General features: G+C 64.5%; 15 protein-coding genes. 14 read left to right on the forward strand and 1 reads right to left on the reverse strand.

Annotated elements, in window-relative coordinates; all coding sequences use genetic code 11:
* Positions 1–6 precede the first annotated feature (6 nt).
* From urtC to BLT86_RS23585, 7 genes are all read left to right on the forward strand, one after another.
* The gene (gene urtC, locus BLT86_RS23555; protein WP_092379968.1) at positions 7–1,176 is read left to right on the forward strand and encodes an urea ABC transporter permease subunit UrtC; all 1,170 of its coding nucleotides are present in this window, start codon (positions 7–9) and stop codon (positions 1,174–1,176) included.
* The gene (gene urtD, locus BLT86_RS23560; RefSeq protein ID WP_092379970.1) at positions 1,173–1,934 is read left to right on the forward strand and encodes an urea ABC transporter ATP-binding protein UrtD; all 762 of its coding nucleotides are present in this window, start codon (positions 1,173–1,175) and stop codon (positions 1,932–1,934) included. The genes urtC and urtD overlap by 4 nt, the downstream gene beginning before the upstream one ends.
* 240 nt (positions 1,935–2,174) lie before the next feature.
* Positions 2,175–2,864, forward strand: a complete 690-nt coding sequence (urtE, locus tag BLT86_RS23565; RefSeq protein ID WP_017678854.1) for an urea ABC transporter ATP-binding subunit UrtE — start codon at positions 2,175–2,177, stop codon at positions 2,862–2,864.
* Positions 2,865–3,140: 276 nt separating this feature from the next.
* On the forward strand, positions 3,141–4,370 hold the full coding sequence (gene fmdA, locus BLT86_RS23570) for a formamidase (protein WP_092379972.1): 1,230 nt from the start codon (positions 3,141–3,143) through the stop codon (positions 4,368–4,370).
* A 96-nt stretch (positions 4,371–4,466) separates the two neighbouring features.
* Complete coding sequence (locus tag BLT86_RS23575; RefSeq protein ID WP_092379974.1) at positions 4,467–4,814, forward strand: FmdB family zinc ribbon protein; 348 nt, start codon at positions 4,467–4,469, stop codon at positions 4,812–4,814.
* Positions 4,815–5,019: 205 nt separating this feature from the next.
* A complete protein-coding gene (locus BLT86_RS23580) occupies positions 5,020–6,060 on the forward strand; it encodes an aliphatic amidase (protein WP_092379976.1) in 1,041 nt (346 codons plus the stop codon).
* Between the two features lie 94 nt (positions 6,061–6,154).
* On the forward strand, positions 6,155–7,189 hold the full coding sequence (locus tag BLT86_RS23585) for an AAA family ATPase (RefSeq protein WP_092379979.1): 1,035 nt from the start codon (positions 6,155–6,157) through the stop codon (positions 7,187–7,189).
* Between the two features lie 82 nt (positions 7,190–7,271).
* Here BLT86_RS23585 and BLT86_RS23590 read toward each other — a convergent pair whose 3' ends face one another.
* Complete coding sequence (locus tag BLT86_RS23590; protein WP_092379981.1) at positions 7,272–8,855, reverse strand: peptide chain release factor 3; 1,584 nt, start codon at positions 8,853–8,855, stop codon at positions 7,272–7,274.
* Between the two features lie 236 nt (positions 8,856–9,091).
* On the opposite strand from BLT86_RS23590, the gene BLT86_RS23595 reads away from it, so the two are divergent.
* The 7 genes from BLT86_RS23595 to BLT86_RS23625 all read left to right on the forward strand — a co-directional run bounded on the left by BLT86_RS23595 (position 9,092) and on the right by BLT86_RS23625 (position 18,989).
* The gene (locus BLT86_RS23595; protein WP_197676082.1) at positions 9,092–11,623 is read left to right on the forward strand and encodes a PepSY domain-containing protein; all 2,532 of its coding nucleotides are present in this window, start codon (positions 9,092–9,094) and stop codon (positions 11,621–11,623) included.
* 91 nt (positions 11,624–11,714) lie between these two features.
* Complete coding sequence (locus BLT86_RS23600) at positions 11,715–12,413, forward strand: response regulator transcription factor (protein ID WP_092379985.1); 699 nt, start codon at positions 11,715–11,717, stop codon at positions 12,411–12,413.
* Positions 12,410–13,744 (forward strand): sensor histidine kinase, encoded by a 1,335-nt coding sequence (locus BLT86_RS23605; protein WP_092379987.1) that lies wholly within the window; start codon positions 12,410–12,412, stop codon positions 13,742–13,744. The genes BLT86_RS23600 and BLT86_RS23605 overlap by 4 nt, the downstream gene beginning before the upstream one ends.
* 88 nt (positions 13,745–13,832) lie before the next feature.
* The gene (locus tag BLT86_RS23610; RefSeq protein ID WP_092379988.1) at positions 13,833–15,782 is read left to right on the forward strand and encodes a TonB-dependent receptor domain-containing protein; all 1,950 of its coding nucleotides are present in this window, start codon (positions 13,833–13,835) and stop codon (positions 15,780–15,782) included.
* Positions 15,782–16,885 (forward strand): ABC transporter substrate-binding protein, encoded by a 1,104-nt coding sequence (locus BLT86_RS23615; RefSeq protein WP_092379990.1) that lies wholly within the window; start codon positions 15,782–15,784, stop codon positions 16,883–16,885. Before BLT86_RS23610 ends, BLT86_RS23615 begins: the two co-directional genes overlap by 1 nt.
* Positions 16,882–17,928, forward strand: coding sequence for a FecCD family ABC transporter permease (locus tag BLT86_RS23620; protein WP_231976559.1), 1,047 nt, complete (start codon positions 16,882–16,884; stop codon positions 17,926–17,928). Before BLT86_RS23615 ends, BLT86_RS23620 begins: the two co-directional genes overlap by 4 nt.
* Positions 17,925–18,989: a DUF2218 domain-containing protein gene (locus BLT86_RS23625; RefSeq protein ID WP_092379992.1), complete on the forward strand. Its 1,065-nt coding sequence runs from the start codon at positions 17,925–17,927 to the stop codon at positions 18,987–18,989. The genes BLT86_RS23620 and BLT86_RS23625 overlap by 4 nt, the downstream gene beginning before the upstream one ends.
* Positions 18,990–19,177: the final 188 nt, after the last annotated feature.

Consider the following 19,177-nt stretch of genomic DNA (forward strand, 5'->3'; position numbering starts at 1 on the left):
ATGGGCATGAATCCGACACTCGACAAACTGCTCGGCGGCAAGCAGGGCGCCATCGCTCTGGCGCTGCTCGCCGCGCTGATACTGGTGGTGTTCCCGCTGGCGCTCGATGCCTTCCGCCTGAACATGGTGGGCAAATACCTGACCTACGCCTTCGTCGCCGTTGGCCTGGTGCTGTGCTGGGGTTATGGAGGCATCCTCAGTCTGGGCCAGGGCATCTTCTTCGGCCTGGGCGGTTACTGCATGGCGATGTTCCTCAAGCTCGAGGCATCCGACCCGGAGAGCACCAAGATCCAGTCCACGCCGGGTATTCCGGACTTCATGGACTGGAACCAGATCACCGAACTGCCACTGTTCTGGGAACCCTTCCACAGCCTGAGCTTCACCCTGATCGCGGTGGTGGTGGTGCCGGTGTTGTTAGCCTTGGTGATCGGTATTGCGATGTTCAAGCGCCGCGTCGGTGACGTGTACTTTTCCATCGTCACCCAGGCCATCGCGCTGATTCTCACCGTGCTGATCATCGGCCAGCAGGGGCTGACCGGTGGCGTCAACGGCATCACCGACCTGCGCACGCTCAAGGGCTGGGACATCCGCAGCGACGAGGCCAAGCTGATCCTCTACTTCATCAGTGCGGTGCTGCTCATCGGCTGCATTCTCATCGCCCGTTTCATCATCGCTTCCAAGCTCGGTCGCCTGCTCCTGGCCATGCGCGACAAGGAAGAACGGGTGCGTTTCTCCGGCTACGACGTGGCCAGCTTCAAGATCTTCGTGTTCTGCGTCGGCGCGGCCTTCGCCGGTATCGGCGGGGCGATGTTCACCCTGCAGGTGGGTTTCATGTCGCCGAGCTTCGTCGGCATCGTGCCGTCGATCGAGATGGTCATCTTCGCCGCGGTCGGCGGGCGTCTGTCGCTGCTCGGTGCGGTGTATGGCGCATTGCTGGTCAACTTCGGCAAGACCTACTTCTCCGAGAGTTTCCCCGAGCTGTGGCTGTACCTGATGGGCGGCCTGTTCATCGTCGTGGTCATGTACTTCCCCAATGGCCTGGCCGGCCTCTGGGACAGCCACGGCAAGCGCTGGCTGGCAAGGCTGCGGCGCAAACCGCAGGTGGCCGCTGCGCCAAAGCCCGTTGCCGTTGCCACCAGCAAGCGCCCAACCCCTGAACTGGAGACCACGCCATGAGCAGCCCTGCAGGCTTTCAGGCCGCCAAGCCGGTACTGGCCATCGAGGGACTGACCGTGTCCTTCGACGGCTTCAAGGCGGTCAACGACCTCAACCTCTATGTCGACCGCAACGAGGTGCATGTGGTGATCGGCCCCAACGGCGCCGGCAAGACCACGGTGCTCGACCTGATCTGCGGCAAGACCCGCGCCACCGCCGGCAGCATCGATTTCGACGGCCGTGAGCTGACCAAGATGCGCGAGTTCGACATCGTCCGTGCTGGCGTCGGGCGCAAGTTCCAGAACCCGTCGATCTACGAAAACCTGACAGTGTTCGAGAACCTGGAAATGTCCTACCCGGCCGGGCGCAAGGTGTTCGGCGCGCTGTTCTTCAAGCGCACGCAAGAGGTGATCGAGCGGGTCGAACAGGTGGCACAGGAAATCATGCTCGGTGATCACCTGCACCGGCAGGCCGACCTGCTTTCGCACGGGCAGAAGCAGTGGCTGGAGATCGGCATGCTGCTGATGCAGGACCCGCAGTTGCTGATGCTCGACGAGCCGGTGGCCGGCATGAGCGTCAGCGAGCGGGTGGCCACGGCCGAGCTGCTCAAGCGCATCAGTCAGGGCCGCTCGGTGCTGGTCATCGAGCACGACATGGAATTCGTCAAGAGCATTGCCCACCGCGTCACCGTGCTGCACCAGGGCAAGGTGCTGGCCGAAGGCAGCATGGACGCGGTGCAGAGCAATCCCAAGGTCATCGAGGTGTACCTGGGGCATTGATCCCCTTTCAGGACACTTCTAAAAACTACCTGCGTTGTCATCACTGCGTTAAAAACAAGCTCAAAATGCTCATTTACAGCTCGTAAACTCCGCTTTTTCGCTTGTTTTTGCCTTGTGCTGACTGCCTCGCCTACGTTTTTAGAGGTGCCCGTCACCGACCGTAGGGTGCGCTGTGCGCACCATGCGACCGAGCCGCGTAGCCCGGATGAAATCCGGGACGTGTTTAGCAAGGAGTTATCTATGTTCCAGATCAGCAACCTCGCTTCCGGGTACGGCCAGAGCCAGATCCTCCACGAGCTCAACCTCGACGTGGCGAAGAAGGAAATCGTCGCGGTGATGGGCCGCAACGGCATGGGCAAGACCACCCTGTTCAAGAGCCTGATGGGCATCCTGCCGCAGTGGGGCGGGCAGATTCGCGTGGACGGCAAGGACGTGTCGAAACTGGAGACCCATCAGCGCGTGGAAAGCGGCATCGCCTACGTGCCGCAGGGGCGGATGATCTTTCCCAGCATGACCGTGCTGGAAAACATTCAGACCGGCCTGCCGGCCTCCGCCGGCGGCAAGGTGCCGGACGATCTCTATGCATTGTTCCCGGTGCTGCTCGAGATGCGCCACCGCAAGGGCGGCAACCTCTCCGGTGGCCAGCAGCAACAGCTGGCCATCGCCCGCGCGCTGGCCACCAACCCCAAGGTGCTGCTGCTCGACGAACCCACCGAGGGTATCCAGCCGTCGATCATCAAGGACATCGCCCGCAGCCTGAAGGAGATCCGCAACATGCGTGACCTGACCATCGTGGTGTCCGAGCAGGTGCTGTCGTTCACCATGGAAATCGCCGACCGCTTCCTGGTCATCGAGAAGGGCAAGTTCGTGGTCGAGGAAACCCGCGACAAGGTCGACGAGGCGAGCATCAGTCGCTATCTGTCGGTGTGACGCAATCTGTAGGAGCCCGCTTGCGGGCGATGCTGTCGTTTGCAATCAATCGCCGGCAAGCCGGCTCCTACAGGTACAAATTCCCGCTTTACGGCCACTGTGTTCTCCATGCAGCGGCCGCTTTTTCGTGCCTGCTAAAAATGCCTGCAGGCCTCATGAATCCTGCAATGCGGGCATACGTCATCCAACGTATTTGCCGATTTCACCGCGCGTTCGAGACTGGCTGCGTACCCCGGCACAGGCCGGCATTCCTCACATGTCTTATGGAGCTCAGTCATGACCGATACCCTGATCAAGGTCGACCTCAACCAGGCTGCTACCGATAACGAACAGGTGCACAACCGCTGGCACCCGGACATTCCCATGGCCTGCTGGGTCAACCCGGGCGATGACTTCATTCTCGAGACCTACGACTGGACCGGCGGTGCGATCAAGAACGACGACGATGCCAGCGATGTGCGCGACGTCGACCTGTCCACCGTGCATTACCTGTCCGGCCCGGTAGGCGTCAAAGGCGCTCAGCCGGGCGACCTGCTGATCGTCGAACTGCTCGATATCGGCGCCAAGCAGGACATGCTCTGGGGTTTCAACGGCTTCTTCTCGAAGAACAACGGCGGCGGTTTTCTGACCGACCATTTCCCCTCGGCGCAGAAGTCGATCTGGGACTTCGAGGGCATGTTCACCAAGAGCCGGCACATTCCCGGCGTGCGTTTCGCCGGCCTGATCCACCCGGGGCTGATCGGCTGCCTGCCGGATCACAAGATGCTCGCCGACTGGAACAAGCGCGAGCAGGCGCTGATCGATACCAACCCGACCCGCGTACCGCCGCTGGCCAACCCGCCGTTCGCCAGCACCGCGCACATGGGCAAGATGAGGGGCGAGGCCCGCGACCTGGCGGCCGCTACCGGCGCGCGCACCGTGCCGCCGCGTGAGCATGGCGGCAACTGCGACATCAAGGATCTGTCGCGTGGCTCGAAGATCTTCTTCCCGGTCTACGTCGATGGCGCCGGCCTGTCGGTGGGCGACCTGCACTTCAGCCAGGGCGACGGTGAGATCACCTTCTGCGGCGCCATCGAGATGGCCGGCTGGGTACACATGAAGGTCGAACTGATCAAGGGCGGCATGGCCAAGTACGGGATCAAGAACCCGATCTTCAAGCCCAGCCCGATCGTGCCCACCTACAACAACTACCTGATCTTCGAAGGCATCTCGGTCGACGACGACGGCAAGCAGCACTACCTGGACGTCAACCTGGCCTACAAGCAGGCCTGCCTCAACGCCATCAACTACCTGACCAAGTTCGGCTACTCGCCGGCTCAGGGCTACTCGCTGCTTGGCTCGGCGCCGGTGCAGGGACACATCAGCGGCGTGGTCGACATCCCCAACGCCTGCGCCACGCTGTGGCTGCCGACCGATATCTTCGAGTTCGACATCAACCCCAGCGCCAGCGGTCCGACCAAGTTCCTCGACGGCAGCATCGACCTGCCCATCGCCTACGACAAGTGAGCGTACCCGCCTGTGGGAGGGGCTTCAGCCGCGACAATCGCCGCTAAAGCGCCTCCCACAATGCGCCGTCGTCCTATCTTTTGCGAGGAACCAGTCATGCCCATCTACGAATACGACTGCCCGAGCTGTGGCGATTTCACCGTGCTGCGGCCGATGGCCGAGCGTGACGCCGCCTGCGCCTGCCCGTACTGCGATACGCCGAGCGAGCGGGTAATTCTCAGTGCACCGGGCCTGACCAGCATGGCCGGCAGCCAGCGCCGCGCCCATGAAACCAACGAGCGCAGCGCCCACGCGCCGCAAAATCTCGAAGAGTACAAGGCCAACCGCAAGCACCCGGCCGGCTGCAGTTGCTGCGGCCCGAGCAAACCGGTCGAGCGCACCAAGGCCAACCCCCACGGCCTCAAGGCCAGCCCTTCGGCGCGGCCGTGGATGATCAGTCACTGAGGCTGTTTATTGGGTCCCCGCCTGCGCGGTGATGACGTGGGTTTTCACCGTCATTCCCGCGAATGCGGGAATCCAGTTCGCAGAACGTTCCTGTCGGAGCGGCTGGGTGGCATTGCGCTTCAGCCGCAATAAAAGGCGAAACAGAGAGCATTTCGCGGCTGAAGCCGCTCCCACAAACAAGCAGTCAACCGGAGGATCTACAGCCATGCGCCACGGCGATATTTCCAGCAGCCCTGATACCGTCGGCGTTGCCGTCGTCAATTACAAGATGCCGCGCCTGCACACCAAGGCCGAAGTGCTCGACAACGCGCGCAAGATCGCCGAGATGATCAAGGGCATGAAGCTCGGCCTGCCCGGCATGGACCTGGTGGTGTTCCCCGAATACAGCACCATGGGCATCATGTACGACAAGGACGAGATGATGGCCACCGCAGCGACCATCCCCGGTGAGGAAACCGCGATCTTCTCCGCCGCATGTCGCGAGGCCAGGACCTGGGGCATCTTCTCGCTCACCGGCGAGCGTCACGAAGAGCACCCGCACAAGGCACCATACAACACGCTCATCCTGATCAACGACCAGGGCGATATCGTCCAGCGCTACCGCAAGTGCATTCCCTGGTGCCCCATCGAGGGCTGGTATCCGGGCGACCGCACCTACGTCTCCGAAGGCCCCAAGGGCATGAAGATCAGCCTGATCATCTGCGACGACGGCAACTACCCGGAAATCTGGCGCGACTGCGCGATGAAGGGCGCCGAGCTGATCGTGCGCTGCCAGGGCTACATGTACCCGGCCAAGGATCAGCAGGTGCTGATGGCCAAGACCATGGCCTGGGCCAACAACTGCTACGTGGCGGTGGCCAACGCTACCGGCTTCGATGGCGTGTACAGCTACTTTGGCCACTCCGCGCTGATCGGCTTCGACGGCCGCACCCTGGGCGAGTGCGGCGAGGAGGAAATGGGCATCCAGTACGCCCAGCTGTCGGTGTCGCAGATCCGCGATGCGCGCGCCAACGACCAGTCGCAGAACCACCTGTTCAAGCTGCTGCATCGCGGCTACACCGGCGTCTATAACTCCGGTGATGGCGACAAGGGCGTGGCTGATTGCCCGTTCGAGTTCTACCGCACCTGGGTGCTGGATGCGCAGAAGGCCCAGGAGGACGTGGAGAAACTCACCCGCTCGACCATCGGCGTGGCCGACTGCCCCGTGGGTGAGTTGCCACATCCGGGCAAGGAACGCACGGCCTGAACCTCCGTCTGTCGCGGCTAAAGCCCCTCCCACGGGATACCGCCGTTGTAGGAGGGGCTTTAGCCGCGAGCTTTTCCAACACCTGAGGCGGTCTATGCCCTTCGCCAACGACCTGATCGACAGCAACCGCGAGCGCTTGGAGCAGCAGGGCGTTACCCGGCTGCAATCACGCTTCCTCTTCGAGCCCGTTACCGTGATGGCCTTGCTGCATTCGCGCATCGTCGGTCAGGACGCGGTGTTGGCGCAGGTCGAGGCCATGCTCAAGGTGGTTAAGGCCGATATCGGCGAGCGCGAGCGGCCACTGGCGGTCAATCTGTTCATGGGCCCGACCGGTGTCGGCAAGACCGAGATCGTGCGCTTGCTGGCGCAGGCCATCCATGGTCGTGTCGATGCCCTGTGCCGCATCGACATGCACACCCTGGCCCAGGAACACTACGCCGCCGCCCTGACCGGTGCGCCGCCTGGTTACGTTGGTAGCAAGGAAGGCACCACGCTGTTCGATGCCGAGGCCATCGCCGGCAGTTTCGGCAGGCCCGGCATCGTGCTGTTCGACGAGCTGGAGAAGGCCAGCCCCGAAGTGCTGCGCAGCCTGCTCGGCATTCTCGAACATGGCCGCCTTACATTGACCGCCGGCAGTCGCACCCTGGATTTCCGTAACAGCCTGATCTTCATGACTAGCAACGTCGGCGCGCAGCAGGCGCAGCGCTACCGCGAGCGTTTCACCCGCGGTTGGCGACGCTGGTTGGGGCTGGCGCCCAAGGGCGAGGGTGCATTGCTGGAGCAGGTGCTGCACGAGCGCTTAGAGCCAGAATGGCTCAATCGCCTCGACCGCATTCTGGTGTTCAAGCGTGTCGATGAGCAGTGGTTGGATGCCTTGCTGAATATCGAACTGGACAAGCTCAACCAGCGCCTGGGTCGTCAGGGCCGTTCGCTACAGGTGGAGCAGAGCGCCCGCGCCTGGCTGTGTCGTGAGCATGACGTGCGTTTCGGCGCTCGCGCGCTGGCGCGTCGCATCCGTATCGAGCTGGAGCCGGCAATTGCCGAGCGGCTGTTGGCTGAGCCAACTGCGACGCGACTGCTCTGTACCTGCGAGCACGATGCCCTGCAGATAAGGCCGCGCTCTTCGTAGGAGCCGGCTTGCCGGCGATCATAGCTGACGAAAAAGCATCGCCGGCAAGCCGGCTCCTACAAACGGGTAGTCGTGCAGACCTTTAGTGATGCTCACGCGTTGCGCGGAATTTCACCTCCGGCCAGCGCTCTTCCATCAGGCTGAGGTTGACGCGGGTCGGGGCCAGGTAGGTGAGGTGGCCGCCGCCGTCGACGGCGAGGTTCTCATAGGCCTTGTCCTTGAATTCCTTGAGCTTCTTCTCGTCGCTGCACTCGATCCAGCGCGCCGACCAGACGTTGATCGCCTCGTAGGCGCACTCCACCTTGTATTCCTCCTTCAGGCGGCTGGCGACCACGTCGAACTGCAGCACACCGACGGCGCCGAGCACGATGTCGTTGTTGCGCTCGGGGAAGAACACCTGGGTGGCGCCTTCCTCGGCCAGCTCCTGCAGGCCCTGGCGCAGCTGCTTGGATTTCAGCGGATCCTTCAGGCGCACGCGGCGGAACAGCTCCGGGGCGAAGTGCGGGATGCCGGTGAAGCCCAGGTTCTCGCCTTCGGTGAAGGTGTCGCCGATCTGAATGGTGCCGTGGTTGTGCAGGCCGATGATGTCGCCGGCGTAGGCTTCTTCCAGGTGCTCACGCTCGCTGGAGAAGAAGGTCAGGGCGTCGCCGACGCGCACATCCTTGCCCAGGCGCGCGTGGCGCATCTTCATGCCCTGGGTGTACTTGCCCGAGCAGATGCGCATAAAGGCAATCCTGTCCCTATGCTTCGGGTCCATGTTCGCCTGGATCTTGAACACGAAGCCTGTGAACTTCTCCTCGGTCGGCTCCACCGTGCGCTCGTTGGCTGCGCGTGGCAGTGGGCGCGGTGCCCAGTCGACCACGGCGTCGAGCACATGGTCGACGCCGAAGTTGCCCAGTGCGGTGCCGAAGAACACCGGGGTCATCGTGCCCTTGAGGAAGGCGTCGGGTTCGAAGGCGTGGCAGGCGCCCTGCACCAGTTCCAGCTCTTCGACGAAACGCTCGTACATGTCACCGAGGTGGTCGCGGGCTTCGTCGGAATCCAGCTTCTGGATGATCTTGGCTTCGGTGCGCTCGTGGCCGTGACCTGGGGTGTAGACGATGATGTAGTCGCCGGTCAGGTGGTAGACGCCCTTGAAATCCTTGTAGCAGCCGATTGGCCAGGTGATCGGTGCGGCCTTGATGTTGAGCACCGCCTCGATTTCGTCGAGCAGCTCGATGGGGTCGCGGATGTCGCGGTCGAGCTTGTTGATGAAGCTGACGATGGGCGTGTCGCGCAGGCGGCAGACGTCCATCAGGGCGATGGTGCGTGGCTCGACGCCCTTACCGCCGTCGAGCACCATCAGCGCACTGTCCACCGCCGTCAGGGTGCGGTAGGTGTCTTCGGAGAAGTCTTCGTGGCCGGGGGTGTCGAGCAGGTTGATCATGTGCTCGCGGTAGGGGAACTGCATCACCGAGGTGGTGATGGAGATGCCGCGCTGCTTCTCCATCTCCATCCAGTCGGAGGTGGCATGACGGTCGGATTTACGCGACTTCACGGTGCCGGCGACCTCGATGGCCTTGCCCATCAGTAGCAGCTTTTCGGTGATGGTGGTCTTACCGGCGTCCGGGTGGGAAATGATGGCGAAGGTACGGCGCTTGGCGACTTCGGCGGCCTGGGTGGTCATGAATATGTGCCTGGATGGAGTCGTTGAGGGTGCCTTGGCACCCGTAAAACGCGGGATTATACCGATAACTGCGAGCTCTGGCGGAGAGCGGCTATCGGTTTTCAGATGGGCCGGTAGGTGATGCTGCCGGGCCGTGCCGTAGATGCGTAAATAACGCGTAAATGAATGGTTATGAAAATTATTCCCATATAGAGTGGCCGCCCGTCGCAGTGGGTCAGGGTAAGGGTGGCTCCGTCGTGTTCAAGAAAATCATCTTCCAGTTGCACTGGTTCTTCGGCATCAGCGCCGGCTTGGTGCTGGCCGTCATGGGTATCACCGGTGCCCTTTACAGCTTCGAGGGTGAGATCACCCGTGCGCTCAACGCCGAGCGCTGGCAGATCCAGCCCAGCGCACAGGGGCATCTCACGCCAGGTGAGCTGGCTGCGAAGATCGAGGCCGCTACCGCCGATCGCGTCACCGCACTGTGGGTTGATGGTCGCCACGACGGACCTGGCACCGCTTTCCTCGTACCCCCGCCGGGCGAGCGGCGTGGGCCGCGCATCGTCTTCGACCCCTATACCGGTGAAGTCCTTGCCGAGCCCGTTGGCCAGGACTTCTTCCACCTGATGCTGATGTTGCACCGCTTCCTGTCCATGGGCGAAGTGGGCAAGCAGATCACCGCTGCCAGCACTCTGGCGCTGCTGTTCTTCTGTCTCTCCGGCCTCTATCTGCGTTGGCCGCGCAGGGCGCTGAGCTGGCGCACCTGGCTGACCCTGGACTGGAAGAAGAAGGGGCGTAGCTTCAATTGGGACCTGCACGCTGTAGCCGGTACCTGGGTGCTGCTGTTCTATCTGTGTGCCGGGCTCACCGGTTTGTATTGGTCCTATGACTGGTACCGCGAAGGGCTGACTCGCATGCTCTCCGACGCGCCGCCGGAAAAACGCGCTGAAGGCCGTGGTCGCGGTGGTCGTGAAGCACCCAATGGCCCGGCCCCCGAAGTCGACTACGACGCTGTGTGGCAGAGCATCCAGCAGACCGCCGGGCCCAAGCTGGTCGCCTGGAACTTGCGCCTGCCGCTGGTGGCCGGGCAGCCGGCGACGGTCTTCTACATGCTCGATGGGGCCGAGCATGCGCGCGCCTTCAACCAGTTCCAGATTGATCCAAAAAGCGGCGAAGTCAGCCGTCATGAGCGCTACGCCGACAAGAGCTTCAAGGCGCAATTGCTGACCAGCGTTTACGCCCTGCATGTCGGCGAATACTTCGGCCTGACCGGTCGCATCCTGATGATGCTGGCCACGGCGGCCATGCCGCTGTTCTTCATTACCGGCTGGCTGCTGTACCTGGATCGCCGACGCAAGAAGCGTGCGGCGCTGGCTGCGCGCGGTGCGCTGAAAACGGATGATTCAGGCGAAGGCTGGTTGGTGGGTTTCGCCAGCCAGAGCGGCTTTGCCGAGCAACTGGCCTGGCAGAGCGCCGGGCAGTTGCAGGCCGCCGGTATTCCGGTGCGGGTCGAGCCGCTGTCGCGCCTCGATGCCGACAGCCTGCGCCAGACGCGCAAGGCGCTGTTCGTGGTCAGCACCTTCGGTGACGGTGAGGCGCCGGACGCTGCGCAGGGTTTCGAGCGCAAGGTGCTCGGTGGCTCGCTGCCGCTCGAACAACTGAGCTATGCCGTACTGGCCCTGGGCGACCGGCAGTACCAGCACTTCTGCGGCTTCGCCCGGCGTATCAACGATTGGCTGGGTTTGCAGGGCGCGCAGCGCCTGTTCGACAGCATCGAAGTCGATGGCGCCGATCAGGCCGCGCTGCAGCGCTGGCAACTGCAACTGAGCGAGCTGACCGGCGCCGCGCCAGGACGCTTCGAAGACGCGCCCTGGCAGAGCTGGACGCTGGCCGAACGGCGCCTGCTCAACCCCGGCAGCCAGGGCGCGCCGGTGTTCTTCCTCGGCGTGACGCCGCCTGCGCAGAGCACCTGGCAGGCCGGCGACATCCTGGAAATTCGTCCGCGTCATGCGCCGGCTGCGGTGCAGGCCTGGCTGCAGCACTCCGGCTGCGATGGCCTCGAGCCGGTGACCCTCGATGGCCAAGCGATGAGCCTGAGCGAAGCCCTGGCTGAGCGCCAGTTGCCGGACAGCCTCGCGCACCTGGTCGGCCTGCATGCCCAGGCTCTGGTCGAAGCGCTGGTGCCGCTGGGTTCGCGTGAATACTCCATCGCCTCGGTGGCGGCCGATGGCGTGCTGCAACTGATCGTGCGCCAGGCCGTGCAGGCCGACGGCAGCCTGGGCCTGGGCTCCGGTTGGCTGACCGAGCATCTGCCTGCAGGCGGGCAACTGCTGGCGCGGGTGCGGCGCAACAGCGGCTTCCACCTGCCGGACGACGACCGCCCGCTGATCCTGATCGGCAATGGCACCGGTCTGGCCGGGCTGCGTTCGCTGTTGCGCGCGCGGGCACTGGCGGGGCAGGGGCGCAACTGGCTGCTGTTCGGCGAGCGCAACCGCGCCTGCGACTTCTTCTGTGGTGACGAGCTGCAGGCGGCGCTGGTTACAGGCGAGCTGCAGCATCTGGATCTGGTGTTCTCCCGTGATCAGGCGGAGAAACGCTACGTGCAGGATCTGCTGCGCGAGCGGCACGAGCGCCTGTGTGCCTGGCTGGATGAAGGCGCGGCGATCTACGTCTGCGGCAGCCTGCAGGGCATGGCTGGCGGCGTCGATGCGGCGTTGCGCGACTTGCTCGGCGACGAGGTGGTGGACGATCTGATCGAGGAAGGCCGCTATCGCCGCGATGTCTATTGACCCCGAGCAAGCCGCGTCGCACGGGTATTAAGTTGCCGAAGTGATTTTTATATATGAGAATCATTCGCCTTAATACTCCTGAGTAACCTCCATGACCGCCAGCCTGGCTCGCATCCTGATCGTCGAGGACGATCGCACTCTGGCCGCCCAGCTCGGCGAGCTGCTGCGTGGTCAGGGTTATGCCACCAGCGCCTGTCATCTGGGCGAGGCCGGGCTGGAGACGGCGCTGCGCGAGACGCCGGATCTGCTGTTGCTCGATGTGATGCTGCCGGACGTCAACGGCTTTTCTGTGCTGCGCCGCCTGCGTGAGCAACAGCAGACGCCGGTGATCATGCTCACCGCCTGCGGCGCGGAGGAGGAGCGCATTCGCGGCCTGCGCCATGGCGCCGATGACTACCTGCCCAAGCCCTTCAACATCACCGAACTGCAACTGCGCATCGACGCCGTGCTGCGTCGCACGCGCGCGCAGGAGAGTGCGCGCGGCGGCCAGACGCAGCAGTTGCAGGTCGACGAACTGCATCTGGATCGCCACGCCCAGCAGGCGCGGGTCGCAGGCTGCGATCTGGCGCTGACGCCGCTGCAGTTCCGCCTGCTCTGGTTGCTGGTCAGTCATCGCGGTGAGGCGCTGAGCAAGCCCTACCTGTACCGCATGGCGCTGGAGCGCGAGTACAGCCAGTACGACCGCAGCCTGGACATGCACGTCAGCCGTATCCGGCGCCGCCTGGCCGAAGCCGGCCTTGGCGCTGACCGCCTGCAGACCCTGCACGGCCGCGGTTACGCCTTCACATGAACCGGCGCCTGTTCTGGAAGCTGTGCCTGGTCATCGGCCTGGGCAGCGTGCTGCTGTTCTGGATCATCGCCCGCGTCGCCTGGCAGACCGAGGAGCGCATGAGCTTCATCGATGCCGAACACCAGCGCACCCTGCGCCACTACGGTGAGCAGGCCGAGGCGATGTACCGTGCCGGCGACCATGAAGCCCTGGCGCGCTGGCTGACTACCCTGCAGCAGCAGGAGCAGACCTGGGCGGCAGTGGTCGAGTCCGAGGTGCGTCCGTTGGCTGGCAGCGTGCTCAACGAGCGCTTCTACGAGGGCTTCGGCCTGGGACGCGACGTGCGCTGGAAGATCCACCTGTACTTCCAGGAAAACCCCATCATGGATCTGCCCTTCGCCGACGGCAGAACCCATTTCCTGATCATCCTGCCGCAGCGCATGCGCCCCGGCCTCAATTGGCATTACGCCAAGCTGCTGCTGCAACTGGTGGTGCCACTGGTGTTGATGCTGATCGTCTGCCTGGTGCTCTACCGCCACCTGATGCAGCCGCTCGGTCGTCTGGAGCAGGCCACCCGACAGTTCAGCGACGGCCGTCTGGACGTGCGCGTGCGCTCGCTGCTGGGCTCGCGCAACGACGAGCTGGCGCGCCTGGCCGAAACCTTCGACGCCATGGCCGCGCGCACCGGGCAACTGATCATCGACCAGCGTCAGCGTCTGGCGGACATGTCCCACGAGCTGCGCACGCCGCTGACGCGCATCGAGATGGCGGTGAGCCTGGCCGAGCAGGATGGCGGCCAGCGTCAGTTGCTCGAACGCATCCGCGACGACTGCGCCGGCATGCGCCGTCTGGTCGAGGATGCCCTGACCCTGAGCTGGCTGGAGAACGAGCGACCCGAGCTGCGTGACGAGAACCTGGACCTGTCCGAACTGCTCGACAGCATCCTCGACGACGCGCGTTTCGAGTACCCGGACCGGCAGGTTCTCTGCCAGATGCCCGACAGCGCGCCGCTGCATGGCAGCAGCAGCCGGGCGCTGGGCCAGGCCATCGAGAATGTGGTGCGCAATGCGCTGGACCACACCCCGGCAGGCGGCCAGATCGAGGTCAGCCTGAGCGAGGAGGGCGATGCCTGGCTGCTGCGGGTTGCCGACCAGGGGCCGGGTGTAGCCGAGCAGTGGCTGGAGCGCATCTTTCAGCCGTTCTTTCGTGGCGGCAGCGAGCGTGCCGGTTTCGGTCTCGGCCTGGCGTTGGCACAGCGCCAGGTCAGCGCCACCGGCGGCAGCATTCGCGCGAGCAATCGCGTCGGCGGTGGCTTGCTCATGGAGATTCGCCTGCCACGCACGGCGATGTAACAGTTGTAAAAGTGATTCCCTGCTCAGGTGCTTGTGATGAGAATTCGCAAATGCGAAATATTCACATCTTTCCTGGGGAGGATCGATCATGCCGCACTGCCCTTATCGCCTGAGTCTGCTCGGCGCCATTACCTTTAGTAGTCTGCTCGCCACGCAGGCGTACGGCGCCGATGCTGCGCTGGAGTTGCAGGCGCAGGAGATCACCGCCGCTGCCATCGACCGCAACGAAAGCGTCGAGGCCGAGCAACTGCAGCGTTACCAGGCCAGCGACCTGCAGGAAGTGTTCGAATCCAACCCCGAGGTGTCCGTGGCCGGCGGCCCCGGCGTGGCGCAGAAGCTCTACCTACGCGGCCTGGAAGACACCCTGCTGAACATCAGCATCGACGGCGCCAGCCAGCCGGGGCAGACCTTCCACCATACCGGCCGTATCGGCATCGAGCCGGAGCTGCTCAAGCGCGCCGAGGTGCAGGCCGGCACCGGCGATGCGACCGCCGGGCCGGGCGCGCTGGGTGGCGCGATCCGCTTCGTCACCAAGGACCCGGACGACCTGCTGCGCGACGGCGAGCAGCTCGGAGCGCTGCTCAAGACCGGCTATTTCAGCAATGGCGAAGGCTACAAGAGCAGTGCCAGTGTGTTCGGCCGTTTCAACGAGAACTGGTCGGCGCTGGCCATGACCACCTATCAGGATCAGAACGACTTTGAAGACGGCAACAACGACGACGTACTCGGCACCGCGGCGCGGCAAAAGCTCGGCTTCGCCAAGCTGGTGGGCAAGCTGACGGACGAGCAGACCCTGCGCCTGAGCTACGAGAAACGTATCGACGAGGGTGAGCGCAGCCAACGCCCGCAGTGGATCCCGAGTAGCTTCAACCGTCTGTATCCGCTGAGTACCGAGCGCGAGACCTGGACCCTCAACTACGCCTGGCAGCCGGTGAACAACGACCTACTGGATGTCGAGCTGACCACCTACCACACCACCAATGAGCTGGAGCAGGACGGCCGCTTCGGTCTGTACTTCGGCGATACCCGCAGCACGGGGTTCGACCTGCGCAACACCAGCCGTATTGGCGCGCATCAGCTGACCTATGGCGTCGACTACCGTGATGATCGCACCACCCTTGGCCCTGAGGGTGACCGCGAGCTGGACCACGAAGACGGCGAAGTGCTCGGTGTTTATCTGCAGGACCGCTACCAGATCACCTCGCGCCTGCAGCTCGACGCTGGCCTGCGCTACGACCGCTACAAGCTCGACGACCGCGACAAGCAGACCTTCATCGAGGAAGGCATCAGCCCCAACCTGGGTCTGCGCTACCAGCTGACGCCTGAACTGGCCGTATTCGCCGGCCAGGCGCGGGCGCTACGCGGGCCGCAGGTGCGTGATGCCTTCAAGCTCGATGTGTCCGGCAACGACCCGGACCTGAAAGCCGAAAAGGCGCGCACCGACGAGGTCGGCTTCGACCACCGCGACGGTGGTTGGGAGCTGAGCGGCAAGGCCTACGTCACCCGTATCAAGGATGCCATCGCCGACCCCATCGGCCGGCCCAATCTGTATGAGAACGTCGGTGATCTGAAGAGCAAGGGTGTGCTGCTCAGCACCGCCTACCACTGGCAGCAGCTGAGCCTGGGGCTGAGCTATCACCGCAACGACGCGCGTCTGGATGGCGAGCGTCTCAACGTCTACGAATACAACGGCCTGGGTACCAGTCTCGGCGACACCTGGACCAGCTTCGCCGACTACCGCGCCAGCGATAACCTCACGCTCGGCTGGCAGGGCCGCTTCGTGCGCGGCATCGACACCCTGCACACCGGTGTCGGCGACGTCTCCAAGCCAGGCTACGGCGTGCATGACCTGTATGCCGAATGGCAGGCCGTGCCTGAGAGCCTGACGGTGACCCTGACGCTGAAGAACCTGCTGGACAAGCAGTACCTGGATCACGCCAGCAACGAGGACTTCGAGCACATTCCGGACTACGAGGGTATCCGTGGCTCCTACGAGCCAGGTCGTGAGCTGCGTCTGGGGCTGGCATGGCGAATCTGATGGGACGAGCAATCGTTGCAGTACTGCTGGGGCTGGCGCTGCTGGCCCCGGTACAGGCACAAGTGCTGACCGATCTGGCCGGGCGTGAGGTGCTGGTGCCCGAGCGCGTCGAACGTATCGTGCTGGGCGAGGGCCGTTTGCTGCCGGTGCTGGCCATTCTCGAAGGCGAACAGTTTCTGGATCGTCTGGTGGGCATGCCGGCCGATCTGGCGCTGGTCGATCCCGGCAGCGCGCGGCAATACCAGCGGGCCTTTCCCGCGCTGGACAAGGTGCCGCGCATTGGCCAGGGTGCCGCCGATACCTTCAGCTTGGAGCAGGTGCTGACCTTGCGCCCGGATCTGGCCATATTCAGCCTCTCCGGGCATGGCCCGGACAGCACCCAGGGTCGGCTGATCGAGCAGTTGCAACGCGCCGGAGTGGCGGTGTTGTTCGTCGATTTCCGCGAGCAGCCATTGGTCAACACGCCGCGCAGTATGACCCTGCTTGGCCGGGTGTTGGGTCGCGAGGCGCGTGCCGAAGCCTTCAACGCGGCGCACGCCGAGGCCCTGGCTGCGGTGCGTGAGCGTTTGCCGCAAGGAACAGCGCCCAAGGTGTTTCTGCACAGTCGCGCCGGCCTCGGTGATGGCTGCTGCGAGAGCATGGCGCGCGGCATGTTCGCCGATCTACTGGCCGAGGCCGGTGGCGACAATATCGCCCGCGAGCGCCTGCCCGGCCATGCCGGCACCCTCAGCCTGGAGCTGCTGCTTAGCCAGCCGCCCGAGCTGTACATCGCCAGCGCCGTGGGCTCGGCCGACAGCCTGGCCGAGGGCGCGACCTATATCGCCCTGGGGCCGGGTGTGGCGGCGGATGCGGCGCAGGCCTCGCTCAGGCGCCTGCTTGGGCGTGGCGGCTTGCAGCATCTGAGCGCCGTGCGCGAGGGCAGGGCGCATGCCATCTGGCATGGTTTCTACAACAGCCCGTTCAACGTGGTGGCGGTGCAGGTATTCGCCAAGTGGCTGCACCCCGAAGCCTTCGCCGATCTCGACCCGCAGCGCACGCTGGAGCGCTTCTACAGTGAGTTCCAGCCAGTGGCGCTGGACGGCCAGTACTGGATCAGCCTGTGAGTGCGCAGCAGGTGTTGCGCCTCGGTTATCGGCGAACCCTGCTGCGGCGCTGGGCCTGCCTGGGTGCGTTGGCGGCATTGCTGCTGGCCAGCTTTATCGCCGATCTGGCTACCGGCCCGGCTGGCCTGAGCTGGTGGGACGTGGCGCGTGGCCTGTTACAGCCGCAGCATCTGGACGCCGCGCAGGCGGTGATCATCCTGGAGATCCGCGTGCCCTACGCGTTGATGGCGCTGGTGGTGGGCGCCAGCCTGGGCCTGGCTGGCGCGGAGATGCAAACGGCGCTGAACAACCCTTTGGCCAGCCCCTTCACTCTGGGCGTCGGTGCGGCAGCGACCCTCGGCGCGGCACTGGTGATCCTGTTGCGGCCCAATCTGGCCGGGCTCGGCGCCGATCTGCTGCTGCCGCTGGCGGCCTTTGTCTGCGCCTTCATCTCCTGCCTGCTGCTGCTTCTGGTGGCGCGGGTGCTGGGGGAGGCGCTGCATACCTTGGTGTTGTTCGGTATCGCCCTGCTGTTCGGGCTCAATGCGCTGGTCGGGCTGCTGCAGTTTCTCGCCGATGCCGATGCACTGCAGCAGATCGTGTTCTGGACCCTCGGCAGCCTGGCGCGTGCCGATCTGCAGCGGGTGGCGCTGGTGACGGTGGTGCTTGTCCTGTGCCTGACCCTGGCGCTGCGCCAGGCCTGGGCGATGACCAGCCTGCGCGGCGGCGAGGAGCAGGCGCGCAGCCTGGGTATTCGCGTCGGCCGCCTGCGCACCTTCGTACTGCTACGGGTCAGCCTGCTCACCGGCGTGGCCACGGCCTTCGTCGGCGAGGTGGGGTTTATCGGCCTGGTCGGCCCGCACGTGGCGCGCCTGCTGCTGGGCGAGGATCACCGCTTCTATCTGCCCGGCAGCGCGCTGGCCGGTGCCTTGCTGCTGTCACTGGCGTCACTGGCCAGCCGCGCGCTGCTGCCCGGGGTGATACTGCCGGTGGGGTTGGTCACCGCCGTGGTTGGGGTGCCGCTGTTTATTGGCCTGATCCTGGCGCGGGGGCGCAGCCTATGAGCCTGCTGATTGAAGGGCTGGGGCTGAGCTATGGCGCACGCAGCATCTTGCAGGATCTGACCCTGCCGGCCGTTGAGGCTGGCAGCCTGGTGGGCGTGCTCGGCCCGAACGGCGTCGGCAAGTCCTCGCTGCTGCGCGCCATCGCCGGCTTACAGGCGTGCCAGGGCATGGCGCGGCTGGGGAATGCAGCGCTGAGCGGCGTGCCTCCGTGGCGTCAGCAGGCGCAGGTGGCCTACCTGCCGCAGCAATTGCCGCAGGCGGTGTCGCTGCTGGCCTACGAAAGCTTGCTGGCGGCGGCGCGGGCGCGTTGTCCACAACTCGTATCGCACGAGCTGACTGCGCGGGTGGAATCCATCCTGCAGCGCCTGGGCATCGAGCATCTGGCCCTGCAGCGTATGGATCGCCTGTCCGGCGGGCAGCGGCAGCTGCTTGGCCTGGCGCAGGCGCTGGTCGGTGAGCCGCAACTGTTGCTGCTCGACGAGCCCACCAGTGCGCTCGACCTGCATTGGCAGCTGCGCGTGCTCGACTGCGTCGCCGAGCGTTGCCGCACTGAACGCGCCATCGCCCTGGTGGCTTGCCATGACCTCAACCTGGCGCTGCGTTTCTGCAGCCATCTGCTGTTGCTGGCGCCGGATGGCGCATACCGCTTCGGCGCGCCTGCCGAGGTGCTGGACGCCGCCTGGCTGCGCCGCACCTACGCCATCGAAGCACGTATCGAACACTGCTCGCTCGGCCAGCCGTTGGTGCTGGCCGATAGCCCTCTGCTCAAGGAAGCCCCCCTCATGCCGAACAGCCATAGCCGTTTCCCCAGCAGCCAGGCATCGCGCCTACTTGGCCGCCTGTGCAAGCACTTTTCGCACAAGATCGAGGCGCGCTGGAGCGAGCACGAAGGGCTGCTGCGTTTCTCCATCGGCAAGTGCGTGCTGCAGGCCGATGACCAGGCTTTGCAGCTGGCCTGCACCGCGCCGAGCGCAGCCGAACTGGACGAGTTGCAGGAGGTGATCCGGCGCCATCTGCAGGGCTTCGCCCAGGTGGACGATCTGGTGCTGCAATGGCACTGAAACACGGCTGCGCCAAACTGGCTGAAAGCCCCGCCTGTTCAGCATTTCAGAACGTTTTGTGTGATATCCGGAACGAGATGAAATTAGGCAGAATTTCCGGTTGATCTGAGGGGCGCATGGTCTTAAAGTCCGCGCCCGAACGTCCATGCTGGAAACGATCCATCCGGCTCAAGTACTGACGACGAGAG

It is taken from the genome of Pseudomonas sihuiensis (assembly GCF_900106015.1).
In the GTDB taxonomy this organism is placed as follows: domain Bacteria; phylum Pseudomonadota; class Gammaproteobacteria; order Pseudomonadales; family Pseudomonadaceae; genus Aquipseudomonas; species Aquipseudomonas sihuiensis.

Excerpts from the sequence above, each read along its gene's own strand:
- BLT86_RS23585 (WP_092379979.1), top strand. The coding sequence starts at position 6,155 with ATGCCCTTCGCCAACGACCTGATCGACAGCAACCGCGAGCGCTTGGAG.
- urtD (WP_092379970.1), top strand. The coding sequence starts at position 1,173 with ATGAGCAGCCCTGCAGGCTTTCAGGCCGCCAAGCCGGTACTGGCCATC.
- BLT86_RS23580 (WP_092379976.1), top strand. The coding sequence starts at position 5,020 with ATGCGCCACGGCGATATTTCCAGCAGCCCTGATACCGTCGGCGTTGCC.
- BLT86_RS23590 (WP_092379981.1), bottom strand. The coding sequence starts at position 8,855 with ATGACCACCCAGGCCGCCGAAGTCGCCAAGCGCCGTACCTTCGCCATC.
- BLT86_RS23615 (WP_092379990.1), top strand. The coding sequence starts at position 15,782 with ATGGGACGAGCAATCGTTGCAGTACTGCTGGGGCTGGCGCTGCTGGCC.
- urtE (WP_017678854.1), top strand. The coding sequence starts at position 2,175 with ATGTTCCAGATCAGCAACCTCGCTTCCGGGTACGGCCAGAGCCAGATC.
- fmdA (WP_092379972.1), top strand. The coding sequence starts at position 3,141 with ATGACCGATACCCTGATCAAGGTCGACCTCAACCAGGCTGCTACCGAT.
- BLT86_RS23575 (WP_092379974.1), top strand. The coding sequence starts at position 4,467 with ATGCCCATCTACGAATACGACTGCCCGAGCTGTGGCGATTTCACCGTG.
- BLT86_RS23605 (WP_092379987.1), top strand. The coding sequence starts at position 12,410 with ATGAACCGGCGCCTGTTCTGGAAGCTGTGCCTGGTCATCGGCCTGGGC.
- urtC (WP_092379968.1), top strand. The coding sequence starts at position 7 with ATGAATCCGACACTCGACAAACTGCTCGGCGGCAAGCAGGGCGCCATC.
- BLT86_RS23610 (WP_092379988.1), top strand. The coding sequence starts at position 13,833 with ATGCCGCACTGCCCTTATCGCCTGAGTCTGCTCGGCGCCATTACCTTT.
- BLT86_RS23625 (WP_092379992.1), top strand. The coding sequence starts at position 17,925 with ATGAGCCTGCTGATTGAAGGGCTGGGGCTGAGCTATGGCGCACGCAGC.
- BLT86_RS23600 (WP_092379985.1), top strand. The coding sequence starts at position 11,715 with ATGACCGCCAGCCTGGCTCGCATCCTGATCGTCGAGGACGATCGCACT.